At 62.4% G+C, this 18,109-nt stretch carries 13 protein-coding genes; 3 read left to right on the forward strand and 10 right to left on the reverse strand.

The window, feature by feature from the left end:
* Window position 1: 1 nt before the first annotated feature.
* From ACFOGH_RS06245 to tpa, 9 genes are all read right to left on the reverse strand, one after another.
* Window positions 2-871: a dimethyl sulfoxide reductase anchor subunit family protein gene (locus ACFOGH_RS06245; protein WP_380072206.1), complete on the reverse strand. Its 870-nt coding sequence runs from the start codon at window positions 869-871 to the stop codon at window positions 2-4.
* A complete protein-coding gene (locus tag ACFOGH_RS06250) occupies window positions 871-1,608 on the reverse strand; it encodes a 4Fe-4S dicluster domain-containing protein (RefSeq protein WP_380072207.1) in 738 nt (245 codons plus the stop codon). Before ACFOGH_RS06250 ends, ACFOGH_RS06245 begins: the two co-directional genes overlap by 1 nt.
* Window positions 1,605-4,388, reverse strand: a complete 2,784-nt coding sequence (locus ACFOGH_RS06255) for a molybdopterin-dependent oxidoreductase (protein WP_380072208.1) — start codon at window positions 4,386-4,388, stop codon at window positions 1,605-1,607. The genes ACFOGH_RS06250 and ACFOGH_RS06255 overlap by 4 nt, the downstream gene beginning before the upstream one ends.
* Window positions 4,389-4,537: 149 nt before the next feature.
* A complete protein-coding gene (locus tag ACFOGH_RS06260; RefSeq protein ID WP_380072209.1) occupies window positions 4,538-5,608 on the reverse strand; it encodes an acetate/propionate family kinase in 1,071 nt (356 codons plus the stop codon).
* Window positions 5,609-6,349, reverse strand: coding sequence for a TSUP family transporter (locus tag ACFOGH_RS06265; protein WP_380072210.1), 741 nt, complete (start codon window positions 6,347-6,349; stop codon window positions 5,609-5,611).
* Window positions 6,349-8,121 (reverse strand): sulfoacetaldehyde acetyltransferase, encoded by a 1,773-nt coding sequence (gene xsc / locus ACFOGH_RS06270; RefSeq protein ID WP_380072211.1) that lies wholly within the window; start codon window positions 8,119-8,121, stop codon window positions 6,349-6,351. Before xsc ends, ACFOGH_RS06265 begins: the two co-directional genes overlap by 1 nt.
* A gap of 112 nt (window positions 8,122-8,233) precedes the next feature.
* Window positions 8,234-8,626 (reverse strand): hypothetical protein, encoded by a 393-nt coding sequence (locus tag ACFOGH_RS06275; protein ID WP_380072212.1) that lies wholly within the window; start codon window positions 8,624-8,626, stop codon window positions 8,234-8,236.
* A 64-nt stretch (window positions 8,627-8,690) separates the two neighbouring features.
* Window positions 8,691-10,151: a MocR-like pyridoxine biosynthesis transcription factor PdxR gene (pdxR, locus tag ACFOGH_RS06280; RefSeq protein WP_380072213.1), complete on the reverse strand. Its 1,461-nt coding sequence runs from the start codon at window positions 10,149-10,151 to the stop codon at window positions 8,691-8,693.
* A gap of 240 nt (window positions 10,152-10,391) precedes the next feature.
* On the reverse strand, window positions 10,392-11,774 hold the full coding sequence (gene tpa, locus ACFOGH_RS06285; RefSeq protein ID WP_380072214.1) for a hypotaurine--pyruvate aminotransferase Tpa: 1,383 nt from the start codon (window positions 11,772-11,774) through the stop codon (window positions 10,392-10,394).
* 203 nt (window positions 11,775-11,977) lie between these two features.
* Here tpa and ACFOGH_RS06290 point away from each other — a divergent pair, with 203 nt between their 5' ends.
* Together ACFOGH_RS06290 and ACFOGH_RS06295 are read left to right on the forward strand one after the other, a co-directional pair.
* A complete protein-coding gene (locus tag ACFOGH_RS06290; protein WP_380072215.1) occupies window positions 11,978-14,158 on the forward strand; it encodes a dehydrogenase E1 component subunit alpha/beta in 2,181 nt (726 codons plus the stop codon).
* Window positions 14,155-15,174 (forward strand): ACP S-malonyltransferase, encoded by a 1,020-nt coding sequence (locus ACFOGH_RS06295; protein ID WP_380072216.1) that lies wholly within the window; start codon window positions 14,155-14,157, stop codon window positions 15,172-15,174. The genes ACFOGH_RS06290 and ACFOGH_RS06295 overlap by 4 nt, the downstream gene beginning before the upstream one ends.
* A gap of 297 nt (window positions 15,175-15,471) precedes the next feature.
* On the opposite strand, the gene ACFOGH_RS06300 is transcribed toward ACFOGH_RS06295, so the two are convergent.
* Window positions 15,472-16,719, reverse strand: a complete 1,248-nt coding sequence (locus ACFOGH_RS06300; protein WP_380072217.1) for a flavin-containing monooxygenase — start codon at window positions 16,717-16,719, stop codon at window positions 15,472-15,474.
* A 240-nt stretch (window positions 16,720-16,959) separates the two neighbouring features.
* Here ACFOGH_RS06300 and ACFOGH_RS06305 point away from each other — a divergent pair, with 240 nt between their 5' ends.
* Window positions 16,960-18,093: an aromatic ring-hydroxylating oxygenase subunit alpha gene (locus ACFOGH_RS06305; RefSeq protein WP_380072218.1), complete on the forward strand. Its 1,134-nt coding sequence runs from the start codon at window positions 16,960-16,962 to the stop codon at window positions 18,091-18,093.
* Window positions 18,094-18,109 lie beyond the last annotated feature (16 nt).

Consider the following 18,109-nt stretch of genomic DNA (forward strand, 5'->3'; position numbering starts at 1 on the left):
CCTAGCGCTTGCCGTAGAACAACCCTACCACATGCTCGGCCTCAGCAAAGAACAACCAGCGCGCCGCCAAAGCCCCCGCCAGATGGCAGATCGCCGCCGCCGCAAAGGCCCAGCAGGTGCCAGACACTGCCAGCAACACTGCAGGCAGCAGGCAGACCAGCACCAGCGCAATCGCCCGCAGGTTTTGCGCATGTTTGCGCCCGACCACGAACATCATCTCGCGCAGCAGGAAGTTGCCAGCGGTATGCGCTTGTTCAAACACCGTCACCTCGCCAATACGGTCGAGCCCGGTGGCGGTGCCCAAGGTCTGCGCGCGGCGGGCGAACTGGCCATCGCCGACCTGCCAGATCGCCAGCAACACCACCAGCAGCAGCGCCAGCAAAACCGGCGCAAAGCTCTGTCCCGCCAGCACCGCACCGCCCGCCAAGGCGAAGGTCAGAAACATTACCGGCGTTAACCAATGATGCCAGCGCGGCACCGCCTTGATCTGGGTGTAGATCATCGAAGTGGTGAACACCGTCGCCAGCGCCAGCACCGCGCCCAACCAACCAAATGGGCGCGGCAGGCCCAGCCCCAGCCAATCCGACAGCGCCATCGGGGCAAGCAATACCAGCGCTGCAACCGAAGTCCAAGCCTCACGGCTCAGCCAGCTTGTGCGCCATTGCGAGAACGCAAGCATCGCCCGTTGTGGATTGCCGAGGTGGAAGGTCGAGGCCAAAAGCCCAATCACTGCAAGGCCATAGCCCAAGCCCCACCAGCAGAACGCCAGCCAGTCGGACGGATGTGCAAATCCAAAGCCAAGGTAGAACAGCAGGCCAAAGCCCGCCCCCGACAGCACCGAAAACAGAATGACAGAAGGCGCTGGATGCATCAGATCTTCCCCAACACGCGGTCAAGCCATCCGGCAAAACCGCTGGCCTTGATATCCAGCAACGGCGCAAGCACGCTGGCCTCGTGCCGGACATCTTTCTTGCGTGGCGGCAGATAGCGGTTCACCGGCTTGGTGCCCAGATCGGGCAACAGCGCATAGCCACCGCGTTCGGCGCTCAGGCGGCTGACCTTGCTGTCAGGGTCGGCGAAATCGCCGAAATGCCGCGCGCCGGTCGGGCAGCCGCGCACGCAGGCAGGCTCGCGGTCTTCTTCGGGCAGATTTTCATTATAAATGCGGTCGACGCAAAGCGTGCATTTCTTCATGACGCCAGCCGCCTGATCCATCTCGCGCGCGCCATAGGGGCAGGCCCAAGAACACAAACCGCAGCCGATGCAGGCATCTTCATTGACCAGCACGATGCCATCTTCAGCCCGCTTGTAGCTTGCACCCGTCGGGCAGACGGTAACGCAGGGCGCATCCTCGCAATGCAGGCAGGAACGCGGGAAGTTGATGGTTTGCGCAGATCCGTCAACGGGTTGCACTGCATAGCTGTGAACACGGTTTAAGAATACACCAGAAGGATCTGATCCGTAAGGATTTTGATCCGATAATGGCACGCCATAGCCCTGATCGTTCCAGCCCTTGCAGGCGGTCACACAGGCCTGACAGCCAACGCAGGTATCCAGATCAATCGCCAGCCCCAGCTTTTTCTCGGTATGGGTGGGCAGAGTCGTCATGCGCGCGCCTTTCCTTGCGGCACCACGCGCGGTACGGCGGCAAACACCGGCTCGGCGTGATCTTTCGGCCCCACCCGCTCAATCCGCACCCGCAGATCGAACCACGCCGCTTGGCCCGTGACGGGATCAGAATTCGACAGCCGCGCGCCGTCGCCCTTGTCGGGCAGCAGTTCTGAAATCAGATGGTTCAGCAGAAATCCGGTCGTGGCCTCTGTCGCATTCTCATCCAGCGCCCAAGCGCCTTTGCGTTTGCCAATCGCATTCCACGTCCAGACGGTGTTTTCATTCAGCGCCGCCATATGCGCCACCGGCACAGTGATGCCGCCATTGGGCGAGATCACGCGGGCATAATCGCCTTCGACAAAGCCCTGCTCCGCCCATATTTTCGTCGGCAGATAGAGGAAATTCGTGCCCCGGATTTGCCGCAGCCAAGCGTTCTGGCTGCCCCAGGAGTGATACATATCCATCGGGCGCTGGGTGATCGCATGCACCGGATAGCCCCATCCTGTCGCCTCCAGATCGCCAAACGGCGGATGCCAGACCGGCAGCGGGTCCATCGCCAGCTTCAACCGTTCGCGCAGATGATCCGGCGGCTGGATCGGCCCCAGACCTTCGGCGGCGGCCTGAAACTTGCGCATCGGTTCCGACCATATCGAAAACAGATAGGGCTGCGGCGTCTCATACAGCGAGGTTTTCACCGCCCAATCCTGATAGGCCATGTTCCACGGCTTATAAAACGCGGCCTCCTCGGGGATATTCGCCTGATAGAAGCCACCATTGGCGATGTAGGCGGCAATCTGATCAGGGTTGGCCTCGCCCCGCCCTTCTGCCGTGCCATCGCCGCGAAAGCCGATCAGCGGACCAACGCCGGGGCGGCGGATGTGGTTGGTGATGTAATCCGCATAGTCGCGATACTTCGGGCTGCCATCGGCATTGACCATCGGCACCAGCCCCAGCCGCGCGCCCAGATCCAGCAAGACCGATTGGAAAGGCCGCACGTCGCGGTCAGGTTCCACCACCGGCCAGCGGATGCTATCCCCCGCCGCATCGGGTTCGGAAATCGGGCGATCCAGCAGGCTGATGCAATCGTGCCGCTCAAGATACGTGGTGTCCGGCAGGATCAGATCGGCATAGGCCACCATTTCCGACGCATAGGCATCGGAATAGATGATGCGCGGAATGATATATTCGCCATCGGGGCCCTTGTCGGTCAGCATCTCCATGACACGGGCGGAGTTCATCGAGGAATTCCACGCCATGTTGGCCATGTAGAGGAACAGCGTGTCAATCCGGTAAGGGTCGCCGGCATGGGCATTGGGGATCAGCATATGCATCAGCCCATGCGCCGAAAACGGGTTTTCCCAGGTAAACGCCTTGTCGATCCGCGCGGGTGAGCCGTCTTCCTTCAGCGCCAGATTTTCCGGCCCGCGCACATAGCCCAGATGCGGACCAGACAGGGGCTTGCCGGGGGCGGTGACGAAATGCGGCGTCGGATGCGCCTCCATCGGTTTCGGATAGGGCGGCTTTAACCGATAGCCCCCCGGAACCTCGACCGTGCCGAGGACGATCTGCAACAGATGCAGCGCGCGGGCGGTCTGAAAGCCGTTGGAATGCGCCGAAATCCCGCGCATCGCGTGGAAAGATACCGGACGCCCCGGCATGGTGTCGTGGTGATCACCGCGAAAATCGGTCCACGGCTGCTTGATCTCAATCGCCTGATCAAACGCCACATGCGCGAGCTCCGCCGCCAGCGCCCGGATACGATCCGCCGCAATACCGCAGCGCGCCGCCACCGCCTCGGGGGCGTATTCGGCGGCCAGATAGCGTTCCGCCATATGCTGAAACACCGTGCGGTTGCCCTGATAGCTGGCCCCCAGATCGGGCTGCACGCCCCTGCCATCCCAAGGCGCAGGCATCCCAGTTTTGCGATCAATCACAAAGGGTTGGCTTTCGGCGTTCTTGGCGATCATGCCCTTTTCGGGGCCGTCTTCGACCACCAGCAGCGGCGCATTGGTATAGCGTGCGAGATAGTCCAGATCGACCTTGCCCGCCTCCAGCAGGCAATGGATTAGCGACAGGACCAGCAGCCCATCGGTGCCCGGCGTGATGCCCAGCCAGTCATCGGCCACCGCATTATAGCCGGTGCGAATGGGGTTGACGCCGATCACCCGCGCGCCCCGGGCCTTCAGCTTGCCCAGACCGATCTTGATCGGGTTGCTGTCGTGATCTTCGGCCACGCCGAACAGCACGAACAGCTTGGTGCGCTCCCAATCCGGCTGACCGAACTCCCAAAACGCGCCGCCGATGGTGTAAATTCCGCCGGCTGCCATGTTCACCGAACAAAACCCACCATGCGCCGCGTAATTCGGCGTGCCAAACGCCTGCGCCCACCAGCCGGTAAAACTCTGGCTCTGATCGCGCCCGGTGAAGAACGCCAGCTTCTCAGGCGCTGTCTCGCGCAACGGCTTCATCCATGACACGGCCAGCGCCAAAGCCTCGTCCCAGGAAATCTCCTCAAACGCGCCTGATCCCCTTGGCCCCACACGCCGCAAAGGCGCGCGCAAACGCGAGGGCGCCGTCACCTGCATGATGCCAGATGCACCCTTCGCACAAAGCACGCCCTTGTTGATCGGATGGTCGCGGTTGCCCTCGATATAGCTGACCCGACCTTCTTTCAGATGCACATTGATGCCACAGCGGCAGGCGCACATATAGCAGGTGGTCTTGCGGATTTCGTCAGACACAGGGGGAGAGGTGTCAATCTTCGGCTGAACTGTCATTGCTCCCCCTTCGGTGTTAGGCACAGTCTGGACGGAAGTTTTTCACCGAACAAGCCTGATTGCGACACGTGGTCGCGACAATCCTGCAAGTTTCGGAATAAACGCCGTCACACGGCAGAAAATTCAGAAAAACGCACCGGACCATGCGGTTACAGACCCGCCCGCAGCAACGCCAAGGCCTGTGCTGCAATCGTGCGCTCTTCCTCAGCCCCTACGATATGCACGGGCACATCCCCCGCCCAAGCCAAACCCGCTACAATCCGGCCCCGCACCAGCGCATCATTCTCGCCAATACCGCCGGTGAAGGCGATGGCATCTAGTCCGCCCATCGCCGCGATCATTGACCCCGCATGCCGCACCGCCCAATAGCAGAAATGATCCACCGCAAAAGCCGCCTCTGGCGTGCCCGCCGCGTGCAGGGCGCGCATATCACTATGCCCACCCAGACCGAGCAGCCCGCATTCCCGGTTCAGGATGCGCCCGGCACCCGCGATGCCATGCACCTCCGCCAGACGCAGCACCGCATTGCCGTCGATGCCCCCGGTCCGCGTGCCCATGGTGATGCCATCCAGCGGCGAATAGCCCATGGTTGTGGCCACCGAGGCCCCGTCCAGAATCGCACAAAGCGAGGCACCATTGCCCAGATGCAGCGCCAGCAGCCGCGCGGGCAACGCGCCCCGGTCCTGCAAATGCTGCACCAGCCCGCCATAGCTGATGCCGTGAAAGCCATAGCGCCGCAGCCCGCGCGCGCGCTCTTTCGCAGGCAAGGCATAGCTAACCGCCACATCGGGGTTGGTCGCATGAAACGCGGTGTCAAAGCTGACATATTGCGGCAGATCCGGCGCAAGTGCCGCCAGCGCCCGGATCGCCGTTAGATTGCCGGGGTTGTGCAAGGGGGCCAGCGGCACGCAAGCCTCGATCCCCGCAATCACCGCCTCTGTCACCCGCGCAGGCGCAACCAGCGCCTCACCGCCATGCACCACTCGATGCGCCGCCGCGGTCAGATCGACCAACCCCACGCCCTGCGCCGCCATCGCCTTGAACACCAGTTCCAAGGCCGCCTGATGATCCGCCGCTGCACAGTCCTGCGCCACCGCCCCCACCGTCAGCCGCCCCGCGCCGCCGATCTCAGTCACAGAGCCGGCCAGCACCGCCCGCAAGCCCGCATCAAACACCGCAAGCTTGATCGAGGATGATCCGGCATTGACCACCAACAGCATTTACAGCACCGCCTTGAGCAGCCCCAACGTGGCGAGCCCCCCCAGCAGCAGAATGGCAAAGCGGCGGAAATCCTGCGGATCGGTGTTCAGAAAATGCCGCGATCCCAGCCAGTTGCCCAGGAATGTCAGAGGCAGCGCCGCCAAAGACGCCCAAAGCGTATCCCATGTCACCAGCCCGTGCCACCAATACAACGGCGCGGAATACAGATCGAGCAGCGGGAAAAACGCGATCAGCGTGGCGCGAAACGTCGCCGCCTGCATCGGTTGCGCCGCAAAGAACGCCGCAATCGGCAAGCCGCCCATCCCTGGCGCATTGGCAAGGCCGGATACCACCCCCGCCGCCAGATTGCCCGCGCCCCGCACCTCGGCCCGCAGCCGCCATCCGGCCAGCAACACGCCACACATCACCAGAATATAGACCGAAATCACCGCCCGCGCCGCTTCTTCGCTGATGCCGGTCAGCGCCCACAGCCCCAGCGGCAGGCCCACCATCGCCCCCGCCAGCATCAGCCAGACCCTGCGCCAATCGACATCCGCGCCGATCCCCCGCGCGGCTTGCAGGCTCATCGCGGTTTCCAGGATCACCACCACGGCGACAAAAAGCAGCGGATTGGTGACAACGCCCGAAGCCGCAATCACCATCGCCGAATAACCAAAGCCGGAATAGCCCCGGATGAAGGCCGCCACCAGAATGGCACACCCCATCCAGAGGCTTGCGCCCAGCCCCAGATCAAATGGCATCAAACCACCTGCTTGCGCATATCGCTGGCGGAAATCCCCGCCACCGCCACAGGTTTCTTCATCGCATCGCGGCGGAACGGCTCACCCAATTCCTGATTGATCATCGCCTCGATCAGCGTGGTCTTGCCCGCCTTCTGATCCTCAATCGCCTTGCGCAGTGCGGCCGTCAACTCGTCCATCGTGCGCGCCACCACGCCTTGCAGCCCGCAAGCCTTGGCGATGCCCGCATAGGACACCTGCGTGTCCAACTCGGTGCCGACAAAGTTGTCATCATACCACAGCGTCGAGTTGCGCTTCTCAGCGCCCCATTGATAGTTGCGGAACACCACTTGCGTGATCGCTGGCCATTCCCCCCGGCCAATCGCCGTCAGTTCCGTCACCGCGATGCCAAACGCGCCATCGCCCGAGAAGCCCACCACCGGCACATCCGGGCAGCCGATCTTCGCGCCCACAACCGCAGGCAAGCCATAACCGCAAGGCCCGAACAGGCCGGGGGCGAGATATTTCCGCCCCTGCTCAAACGTCGGATAAGCATTGCCAATCGCGCAGTTGTTGCCGATATCGCTCGAGATGATCGCCTCTTTCGGCAGCGCCGCCTGAATGGCCCGCCACGCCATACGGGGGCTCATCCATTCGGGCTTATCCGCCCGCGCGCGCTGGTTCCAAGTGGTGCCCGGATCGTCTTCTTCATGATCCATGCTGGACAGCGCCTGCGCCCAAGCCGATTTGGTCTGTGCGATTTTCGACTTGCGCTCGGCCCGTCCGGCATCGCCCGCGCCCGCATGCAGACGCGCCAAAATGCCCTCGGCGACCTTTTTTGCGTCGCCGACGATCCCGACAGTTACCTTTTTGGTCAACCCGATCCGATCGGGGTTGATGTCGACTTGAATGATCTTGGCCGTCTTGGGCCAGTAATCCAGCGCGTAGCCCGGAAGCGTTGAGAACGGATTAAGCCGGGTTCCCAAACACAATACCACATCTGCAGCAGAAATCAACTCCATCCCGGCCTTTGAGCCGTTGTAGCCCAACGGCCCCGCGAACAACGGATGGCTGCCGGGGAAGGCGTCGTTGTGCTGATAGCCGACACAAACCGGCGCATCCAACCGTTCGGCCAGCGCCATGCTGGCCGGAATAGCCCCGCCCAACACCACACCCGCGCCGTTCAGGATCACCGGAAACTTCGCAGAGGAAAGCAAATCCGCCGCCGCCTGCACCGCCGCCTCACCGCCCGCAGGCCGCTCAAACTCCACAATCGCCGGCAGGTCGATGTCGATCACCTGAGTCCAGTAATCGCGCGGCATGTTGATCTGCGCCGGGGCCGAGGCCCGCTTGGCATTGATGATCACCCGGTTCAGCACCTCAGCCACACGGGACGGGTCGCGGACTTCTTCCTGATAGGCGACCATATCCTTGAACAAAGCCATCTGCTCGACTTCCTGAAAGCCGCCCATGCCAATGGTCTTGTTCGCCGCCTGCGGAGTCACCAACAGCAGCGGCGTGTGGTTCCAGTAAGCCGTCTTCACCGCCGTCACAAAGTTGGTGATCCCCGGCCCGTTCTGCGCGATCATCATGCTCATCTTGCCAGAGGCCCGCGTATAGCCATCCGCCATCATCCCGCCCGAACCTTCATGCGCGCAATCCCAGAAGGTAATCCCCGCGCGCGGAAACAGATCAGAAATCGGCATGAACGCCGAGCCGATGATGCCGAACGCATGTTCAATGCCATGCATTTGCAGCACTTTGACAAAGGCTTCTTCCGTGGTCATCCGCATGGGGGCTCTCCTTCAAGGCAGAAATGGCTGATGCACTTCTACTCCGGCCCAATAAAGCCCATAGGGCCAGAGCCTACCCCGCCATAAGTCCAGAAACTCTTGCGCCGCTCGTCTAGTCGCAGGCGACGTAGCGCAGCGCGCCCGGCATGGCTTCGACACCATACTCGCGCCGGATCAGCACCTTGCCACCGTCCTGCACATCCAGCACCTGATCCAGCTGCCAGGCTTGGCCCTCACCGCTGAAGTCAAACGTCGCCTCCAGCCGCGTGGGCGTCGTGGATTTCACCGCAGCCAGCGTCGCGCGCGACTCGTAGAATTTCAGCGTTGTCGCATCAATCACCAACAGCCCCTTGGCAATCGACGGATCGGCGGTGCATTCATTGGCCGCAAGCCCCCACCGCCCCTGTATCGCAATGGGAATTGTCGTCGAATCCGAGCTTTGGGTGTCCTCGGGCATACAAGCCGCCAAAGCCAACGGCAGCACCAACAGCGCAAAACGGGTCATATCCATCTCCTTCTTCACAGAAGGCAAACCACGCGCGCGCGATCGGGTTCCGCTTTCCGCCGCCCTATACGCCGCGTATCGCCCGCCCGATCCGCGCAATCCCCTCAGGGATCCTCGCCGGGGCAATCGAGGAATAGCCCAGCCGATAGAAATTCCGTGGCGCCTGATCGGGCGCAAAAAATGCCCGCCCCGGCTCGATCAACACGCCCTCCGCGCGCAAGCCCTCGGCCAGCCGTTCGGTATCCACCCCCGCAGGCGCGCGCATCCAGAAACTCGAGCCGCCAAAGCCACCCTGCCCCGCCACCGTCAGCCCATGCTCGCGGATCGCCTCCTCCATCACCTGGCGTCGCCGCCGATAGGCATTGCGCATCCGGTTGATCAGCGCATCGTAATGCCCAAGCGACAGGAAATACGCCACCGTGCGTTGAATATGCCCCGGCGGATGCCGCAACATCATCAGCCGCAACGCCCGCGCCTCCCGAATAAAGCTAGCCGGACCAACAAGATAGCCCAGCCGCATCCCCGGAAACACGCTCTTGCTGAACGACCCGGCATAAATCACCCGCCCCTCGCTATCGAGCGACTTCAGCGCAGGTGAGACCGGCTTCAGAAACGACATCTCGAATTCATAGTCATCCTCGACAATCACGAAATTCTCCGCCGAGGCTGCCTCCAGCAAAGCCAACCGCCGTTCCAGCGGCATCGTCGCGTTGGTCGGGCATTGGTGGCTGGCGGTGGTAAACACCACATCCACCCCCGCAGGCACCCGGTCAGGCGGCAAGCCGTCGGCGTCCACATCCACCGCAATGATCTGCGTCCCCGAAGGCTCCAACACGCCCCTCAACCCCGAATAGCCCGGATTTTCCACCACCGCACGCCGCCCCGCACCCAGCAGCACGGCGGTGGTGATCCACAGCGCGTTCTGAGCGCCCATCGTCAGCAGCACCTCATCCTCGCGCGCGGCAATCCCCCGGCGCGGCAGGATCGAGCGCAACAGATGCTCGATCAACAACGGATCATCGCGGTCATACATGTCGCTGGTCAACGCCGCGAAATCCTTGCGCCCCAGTGCGCGCAAAGCACAGAGCCGCCAGTTCTGGTGATCAAACAGGCTGGCGTCCGCCTGCCCATAGATGAACGGATAGGGGTAATTCTCCCAATCGAGCGGCCGCTTGACCGTCGCCAGCCCGGAAAACCGTGCGCCCGTCAGCGCGGCGAAATCCACCCCCTCGGCGCGCGGCGCGCGGGCAGGCAACTCTGGCGCACGCGGCGCGTTTTCCGAGATGAAATACCCCGACCGCCCGCGCGCCATCAGGTAATCGGCGCTGACAAGTTCGGCATATGACAGCGTCACGGTGATCCGCGAAATCCCCAGATGCTCGGCCAGCCCCCGCGACGACGGCATCTTCTGCCCCGCCCGAAACCGCCCCGACAACACCCCTTCCGTCACCATCTGCCGGATACGTTGCTGCAACGTGCCGCGCGCGGCGGGCGGCAAGACAAAAGCTTCGGCAGGGATCGACATTCTGGCCTCATTCCAGATCAGCTCTGGACTTATAGGCTGAGTGCAGCGGCGGAATGTCAAGCACCTGCATCGCCTTTTGGCGCTTGGTCATCCTCTCTGCTCAAATATCCCCGCCGGAGGCTCCTTACCCAAATGTCGGATGCCTCCGGCGGGGATATTTGAGCAGAGAGGATGAACCAAACACAAAGCCCCGCACCATTTCGGGCGCGGGGGCTAAAAGGCGCAAATTTTAACTAAAGTTTAGCCAAACACCGTCGTCAGCGCGTTATCAATCGCCCCGGTGATCTGGTCGATATCGTCCGCCGTGGCGATCAGCGCGGGCGACAGGCACAGGGTGTTGTTCAGGCCGGGGATCGAACGGTTGGTCATGCCAATGATCACGCCCTGCGCGTTGCAGGCGGCCACGACGGCAGCGACTTTTTTCTCGTCCATCGGCTCCTTGGTCACACGGTCTGCCACCAATTCCGCGCCGCAGAACAGTCCCTTGCCGCGCACATCGCCGATGACCTTGTGCTTTTCCATCAGCGCGTTGAGGTTATCAATCACCCGCGCGCCCATCTTCAGAGTGTTGTCGAGCAAGCCCTCGTCCTCGATGATCCGCATATTCTCCAGCGCCGCAGCGGGCCCCGCCGTGCAGCCGCCGAAGGTCGAGATATCGCGGAAATACGACAGATGATCGCCCGCATCCTTAAACATGTCGAACACGGCTTCCGTCGTCACGGTGCAGGAAATCGCCGCATAGCCCGAGGCCACACCCTTCGCCATCGTCACGAAATCCGGCTTGATGCCGTAGTGCTGATAGCCAAACCAGGTGCCGGTGCGGCCCACGCCGCAGACCACTTCGTCGATATGCAGCAGGATGTTGTATTTCTTGCAGATTTCCTGAACCCGCTCCCAGTATCCAACCGGAGGCGTGATCACGCCACCGCCTGCGGTCACAGGCTCCAGCACCAGCGCGCCAATGGTGTCAGCGCCTTCGCGCAGAATGACTTCCTCGATCGCATCCGCCGCACGCTCGCCGTAGTTCTCGACATCCCATTGTTTGCGATACTCAAGGCAGTGCGGCACCATCACGAAGCCATCCGGGTAAGGCCCGTATTGGATCGCACGCTCTGCCTGACCGCTGGTAGCCAGCGCGCCAATCGTGGTGCCGTGATAATCGCGCTCGCGATACAGGATCTTCCACTTCTTGCCGCCGTGATGCTTGTGCGCGATCTGGCGCACCATCTTGTAGACCTTCTCGTTCGCCTCGGACCCCGAGTTCGAATAGTAAACCCGGCTCATCCCCGGCATTTTCGAGATCAGCTTTTCCGCGAACAAAGCACCGGGGATCGAACCACCCACGCCCGCGAAATAGTTCATTTTCAACAAAGTATCGCGCACCGCATTGGCGATGCTTTCGCGCCCGTAGCCGACATTCACCGTCCAGACCGCCCCCGACACCGCGTCGATGAATTCCTTGCCGCGCGCGTCCCAGACCCGCAGGCCCTTGCCCTCGACGATGATGCGCGGATCGACATCCGGCGTCTCATAGCCCTTGTGCTGGCTCAGATGGTGCCAGACATGCGCCTTGTCGGCGGCAACCACCGCAGAAATGTCATTGGCGTTGGTATAGCCTTCCATGATCCGACCTCATTCCAGATTGGCCGCAAAGGCGGCGTGATTTGGCGCCATGATCGGGGATTGCGGCGCAACCTCTTATGTCCAGACCATATGCGCCGATAAGGCCAGCGGCACCCTATGCCGTTTCCACATGCCCCCATGCCTTCTTCTCGTTTCCATGGTCCCGCGCAATCGGCTAAACCTTGCCGAAAAAGGGGAAAGCCATGGGCCGGTCTGTCATCGTTCACGAGAATTTCCTGCGCCGCGTCGCCGCCCGCGATTTCCCGCAAGGTGCGGCTCCCTCTGGCCCACTGCCCCCCGAAGACGCCGTCGCCGCCTACCGCGCCGCCTGCACCTCCCGCGCGCTGGATCGCACCTCGCGTGAGATGCAGCGGCAGGGCAAAGGGTTCTACACCATCGGCTCCTCGGGTCATGAAGGCCTTGCCGCCGTAGCCCTCGCCCTGCGCCCCACCGATATGGCCTTCCTGCACTACCGCGACGCCGCCTTCCAGATCGCCCGCGCGGGGCAAGTGCCGGGGCAAACCATCGCCTATGACATGCTGCTCAGCTTCGCAGCGTCGTCCGAAGACCCGATCTCAGGCGGGCGTCACAAGGTTCTGGGCAGCAAAGCGCTGAACATCCCGCCGCAAACCTCGACCATCGCGAGCCACCTGCCGAAAGCCGTGGGCGCTGCCTATGCGATTGGCGCTGCCAAGAAAAACCGCCCCGAACATGCCGAACTCCCCGATGATGCTTTGGTCTATTGCAGCTTCGGCGATGCTTCCGCCAACCATTCCACCGCCCAAGGGGCGTTCAATGCTGCAGGCTGGACCTCCTATCAATCCATCCCGCTGCCGCTGCTGTTCGTCTGCGAAGACAACGGCATCGGCATTTCCACCAAAACCCCCACCGGCTGGATCGCCAATTCCTTCCGCCACCGCCCCGGCCTGAAGTATTTCCACGCTAATGGCCTTGATATCTACGACACCTTCAAGGTCGCACAGGAAGCCACCGATTACGTCCGCAGCCGCCGCAAACCCGCCTTCCTGCATCTGAAAACCATCCGCCTTTACGGCCACGCCGGGGCCGACATGCCCACCACCTACCTGCCGCGCGAAGAAGTCGAGGCCGAAGAGGCGCACGATCCCCTCCTGCACATGGTCCGCCAACTCGACGCCAGCGGCGCGCTTCCGGCAGCCGAGGCACTCGCGATCTACAACGACACCGCCGACCGCATCACCCGCATCGCCACCGAGGCCACCACCCGCCCGCATCTGAAAACCGCCGCCGATGTGATGGCTTCGATCATCCCGCCGAAACGCCCCTGCAAGCCCACGAACGGCCCCACGCCCGAAGCTCGCGCGGCAGCCTTCGGCGGCGATCTGAAACAGATGGACGAGCCGCAAATCATGTCGCGCCTGATCAACTGGGCACTGACCGACCTCATGCTGACCCACCCGGAAATCGTGATGATGGGCGAAGATGTGGGCCGCAAGGGCGGCGTCTATGGCGTCACCCAAAAGCTGACCCAGCGCTTTGGTGCCGCCCGGATGATCGACACCCTGCTGGATGAACAAAGCATCCTTGGCCTTGCCATCGGCATGGCGCAGAACGGCTTCATCCCCTTCCCGGAAATCCAGTTCCTCGCTTATCTGCACAACGCCGAAGACCAGTTGCGCGGTGAGGCCGCCACTTTGCCGTTCTTCTCCAACGGCCAATACTCCAACCCAATGGTGCTGCGCATCGCGGGCCTTGGTTATCAAAAGGGTTTTGGCGGCCATTTCCACAACGACAATTCCGTCGCCGTGCTGCGCGACATCCCCGGCCTGATCCTCGCCGTGCCCTCAAACGGGGCCGATGCCGCGAAAATGCTGCGCGAATGTGCGCGGCTAGCACGCGAGGAACAGCGCCTTGTCGTCTTTCTCGAACCCATCGCGCTTTATCCGATGCGCGATCTGCATGGCGAGAAAGACGGCCTATGGATGCAGCGCTACCCCGCCCCGGATGAGGTCATTGCCTTCGGTGAAGTCGGCCAGCATGGCGACGGCCAAGATCTCGCCATCGTCACCTTCGGCAACGGCACTTATCTATCGCAGCAAGCTTTGCCGCAGATCGAGGCAGCAGGCGTCAAAGCCCGCATCATTGACACCCGTTGGTTGTCGCCTTTGCCGAAAGACGCGCTGACCAAAGCCACCAAAGGCTGCAAACACATCCTGATCGTGGACGAGACCCGCCACTCCGGCGGCGTCGCCGAGGCACTGATGGCGCATTTCCACGAGGTTTCCCCAGCGAAACTCGCCCGCCTCACCGCGACCGACAGTTTCATCGCCACCGGCCCCGCGTATGCCGCCACAATGCCCAGCGCCGCCAGTATCACCGCCGCCGCATTGGATTTGTGCAAATGAGAAAAGCCGTCCTGATCTGCCCCGGCCGTGGCACCTATACCAAGACCGAACTCGGCAGCCTTACCCGCTTCCTCGACCGCAATCTGCTGGCGCATTTCGACGCCCGCCGCACGGCACTAAATCAAGAAACCCTGACTGCACTCGATAGTGCCGCCAGCTATTCGGTATCGAAACACACCCGCGGCGACAATGCCTCGGCGCTGATCTATGCCTGCACTCTGGGCGATAGCCTCGCCCTGCAAGGCGTTGAAATCGTGGCCGTTACCGGAAATTCGATGGGCTGGTATTCCGCCCTTGCCTGCTCCGGCGCACTCACCCCGCAGAACGGCTTTGAACTGGTCAACACCATGGGCACGTTGATGCAGCAAAGCCTGATCGGCGGCCAGATCATCCATCCGTTTATGGACGAAAACTGGCACCCGAACCCCGCCCGCAAAGCCGAACTGCTGCGCATTGCTGCCGAGATCAACACCCGCCCCGATCACACCCTGACCCTTTCCATCGACCTCGGCGGTATGCTGGTGCTGGCAGGCAATGAAGCGGGCCTGAAAGCCTTTGAGGCCGCCGTTCCGCCCGAACAAGGCCGCTTCCCTATGCGCCTTGCCAATCACGCCGCCTTCCACACCGCCCTGCAAGCGCCCGTCGCCGCCCAAGGCCGCGCGGCGCTGCCGGAAAGTCTGTTCGGCCAACCACAAAAACCGCTGATCGACGGGCGCGGCCAGATCTGGTGGCCGCGTGCCGCCCGCAAAGCCGACCTCTACGACTACACCCTCGGCCATCAGGTGACGGAACCCTACGACTTCACCGCCGCCATCCGCACCGCCGCGCGCGAATTCGCCCCCGACCTGTTCATCATCGCAGGCCCCGGCACGACCCTTGGCGGCGCGGTGGCGCAATGCCTGATCCTGTCGCATTGGCAAGGCATGGCAAGCAAACAGGATTTCCAATCCCGCCAAGCCGCCACGCCCATGCTGATCTCGATGGGCCTGCCCGAACAGCGCGCTCTGGTAGTCTGAAGTCACCCCCACCTTGGACGGGAAAAGCAAACTCTCCAGTGGAGAGTTTGCCCCGGCCACAGAGAAACGGCTCGGTAAACCGGTTCCGGTATCCTTGTCAGAGGGCCGCGCCCGCCGGGTCGGGCGCGGCCCGGTGGCTTGGGGCCACCGGGGTTCAAACTGAAACCGCCCGCATGGCAAGTGCAAAGCACTCGCCACCCCTTGCTAAGCCGCCCCGGACTTGATCCGGGGCCTCTTGGTATTGCGCGCAAACCTTAACAGTCAATGAATCACCCTTTGCTAACTCATTGATTTAATTCACGCGATTTTTTGTCCACGCGTGGACACATCCTGCGCCGCGATATGCTCGGCCAGATAGTCAGCATCGTGCCAGACCCCCCAGATGAACGGCGAGGCCCGGCGCGACAGCCACGGCAGCCCCAGAAAATACAGCCCCGGCACCGTCGAGATGCCACGATCATGCGCAGGCCGCCCCTGCTCGTCAAAGGCCGGAACCTTCAGCCAGCCATAATCCAGCCCAAACCCGGTCGCCCAGATGATCGAAGTCACCCCCTCCGCCGCCAGATCCAGTGCCCGGATCGGATTGCTCACACAATCCGGCTCTGGCCCGATCACCTTGGCCTCCTCCTCCAGCGGCAAATCGAGGCCCTTCTCAGCCGCGTAAGCATCGGCCAGCGCCAGCGTGGCGAGATAATTCTCATTCCCCGCCCGCACATTCCGCCCCAGATCGTCGCCAACCGCCAGCACCCCATCCTGATACTGACCAACCCGCCCCAGCAGCGTCATCCCCCGAGCCGCAAGCTCGTGGAAATCCACCGTATGCCCGCCCCGCGCACCCGAAACCGCAATGGTGACATGCTCGGTCCCCGGCGCCTTCACCTTCTGATCCCACTGCCCCAACACACCCAGCCACCAGCAGAAATCCTTCCCGCGATAGGCGCGTGGCGGGCGGTCATGCGGGCCGACCGAGAGGAACACCTTCTTCCCTGCCCGCATCAATTCATCCGCAATCTGCGACCCCGAAGACCCCGCCCCCACGACCAGCACCGCGCCTTCCGGCAACTGGCCGGGATTGCGGTAAGCATTGGAATGCATCTGCACGACCCCCGCGCTTTCCGGCACCAAGGTCGGGATCAGCGGCTTCTGAAACGGCCCCGTCGCCACCACCACATTGCGCGCCTCGATCCGGCCCTGCGATGTCTCGGCCACAAACCCATCGCCCGAAGGCTCCAGCGAAGTCACCTCCACCCCGCAGCGGATCGGGGCGGCGATCTTTTCGGCCACCGCCTCAAAATAGGCCGCAATCCGCTCTTTCGGGGCAAAGGCATCCGGGTCCAGATCGTCAAAGGTCAGGATCGGGAAGCGGTCATGCCAAGCCGGGCCATTCGCCACCAGCGAATCCCAACGCTCGCTCCGCCAACGCTCGGCAATCCGGTGCCGCTCCAGCACCAGATGGCTTTGCCCGCGCGCGCCAAGCTGGGCGCTCATCGCAAGCCCGGCCTGTCCGCCACCAATGATCAGCGTGTCAATTTTCTCGGTCGGCATCGCGGCATCCTTTGCATCTGGCAGGCCCCTAAACTTAGCGTGAGGGCGCTTTCCTGTGGTCTAGGCCAGAGCGTCACAGGCGAAAATAAGGATTTCATGCAGCATTGATTAGGCTAAGCCCAAAGACCCGCCGCAGATCGACTTAAGCCCTTCCTAAGCAAAGCTGAGCAAAACACTGATAGCCCCGCGTCGCAGTTTGGGGCAAAACTCAAGGTCAAATCCCTCAGCCGCGAGCCAGCCATGAACCAACATCACAGCCTGACCCCCGCCGCCGAGTTGCACGCCAATGTCGCGGTGCCGTTCCATCAGGCCCATGCGATGCCCAAGTCGCTCTATACCTCCGAGGCGTTTCTGGCAGCCGAGCAAAAACACATCTTCGCGCAGGATTGGCTTTGTGCGGGTCGCGCCGAAACCCTTGCCAACCCCGGCGATTATCTGACCATGCAGATCGCGGGCGAGCCTGTGATCGTGCTGCGTGACCGCGACGGCGACATCCGCGCCATGTCCAACGTCTGCCGTCACCGCATGTCCACCCTGCTGCAAGGCCGGGGCCATACCCGCGCCATCATCTGCCCCTATCATGCCTGGACCTATAATCTCGACGGTTCCTTGCGCGGGGCCGCCGCGATGAACCAGAACGAGGGCTTCTGCAAAGAGCAGCTTTCCCTGCCGCAAATCCGCTGCCAGGTCTGGCAAGGCTGGATCATGGTCAGCCTGAATCCCGACGCCGAAGACCCCGAGACCAAACTCGCCGGGGTGCGCGATCTTATCCCCAATCTCGATATGTCCACCTATACCGAGACCTATCAGGAAAGCTTCAACTGGGCGACCAACTGGAAGGTGCTGGCCGAGAATTTCATGGAATCCTACCACCTGCCGATGTGTCACGCGGGCACCATTGGCGGTGCGTCAAAACTGGATGAGATGATCTGCCCCGAAGGCACCGAGGCCTTCAACTATCACTGGATTCTGAAAAACGATTCCGTCCCCCTCGCGCTCGCGCATCCGGCGAACACCTCCCTACAAGGTGACGACCGCCGCAAGACTTGGCTGTTGGCGATCTACCCGTCGCTGCTGATCACCCTCACCCCCGGTTATTTCTGGTATCTGTCGCTGACACCCGACGGCCCCGGTCGCGTCAACGTGCTTTTCGGCATGGGAATGAGCGCCGATTGGCTCGCCGATCCCGAAGCCGCTGCCCACCTCGCTAAGGTCAAAGCCCTGCTCGACGATGTGAACATCGAGGACAAAGGCTGCACCGAGAAAGTCTATCGTGGCCTGCTCTCAGGCATGGCCAGCCCCGGCCCTCTCAGCCACCTCGAGCGGCCTAATTACGAATTCGCGCAATACCTTGCCAGCCGCATCCCTGCTTAACACCCTACAGGAAACC

The organism is Cypionkella sinensis, assembly GCF_042646385.1.
GTDB lineage: Bacteria > Pseudomonadota > Alphaproteobacteria > Rhodobacterales > Rhodobacteraceae > Cypionkella > Cypionkella sinensis.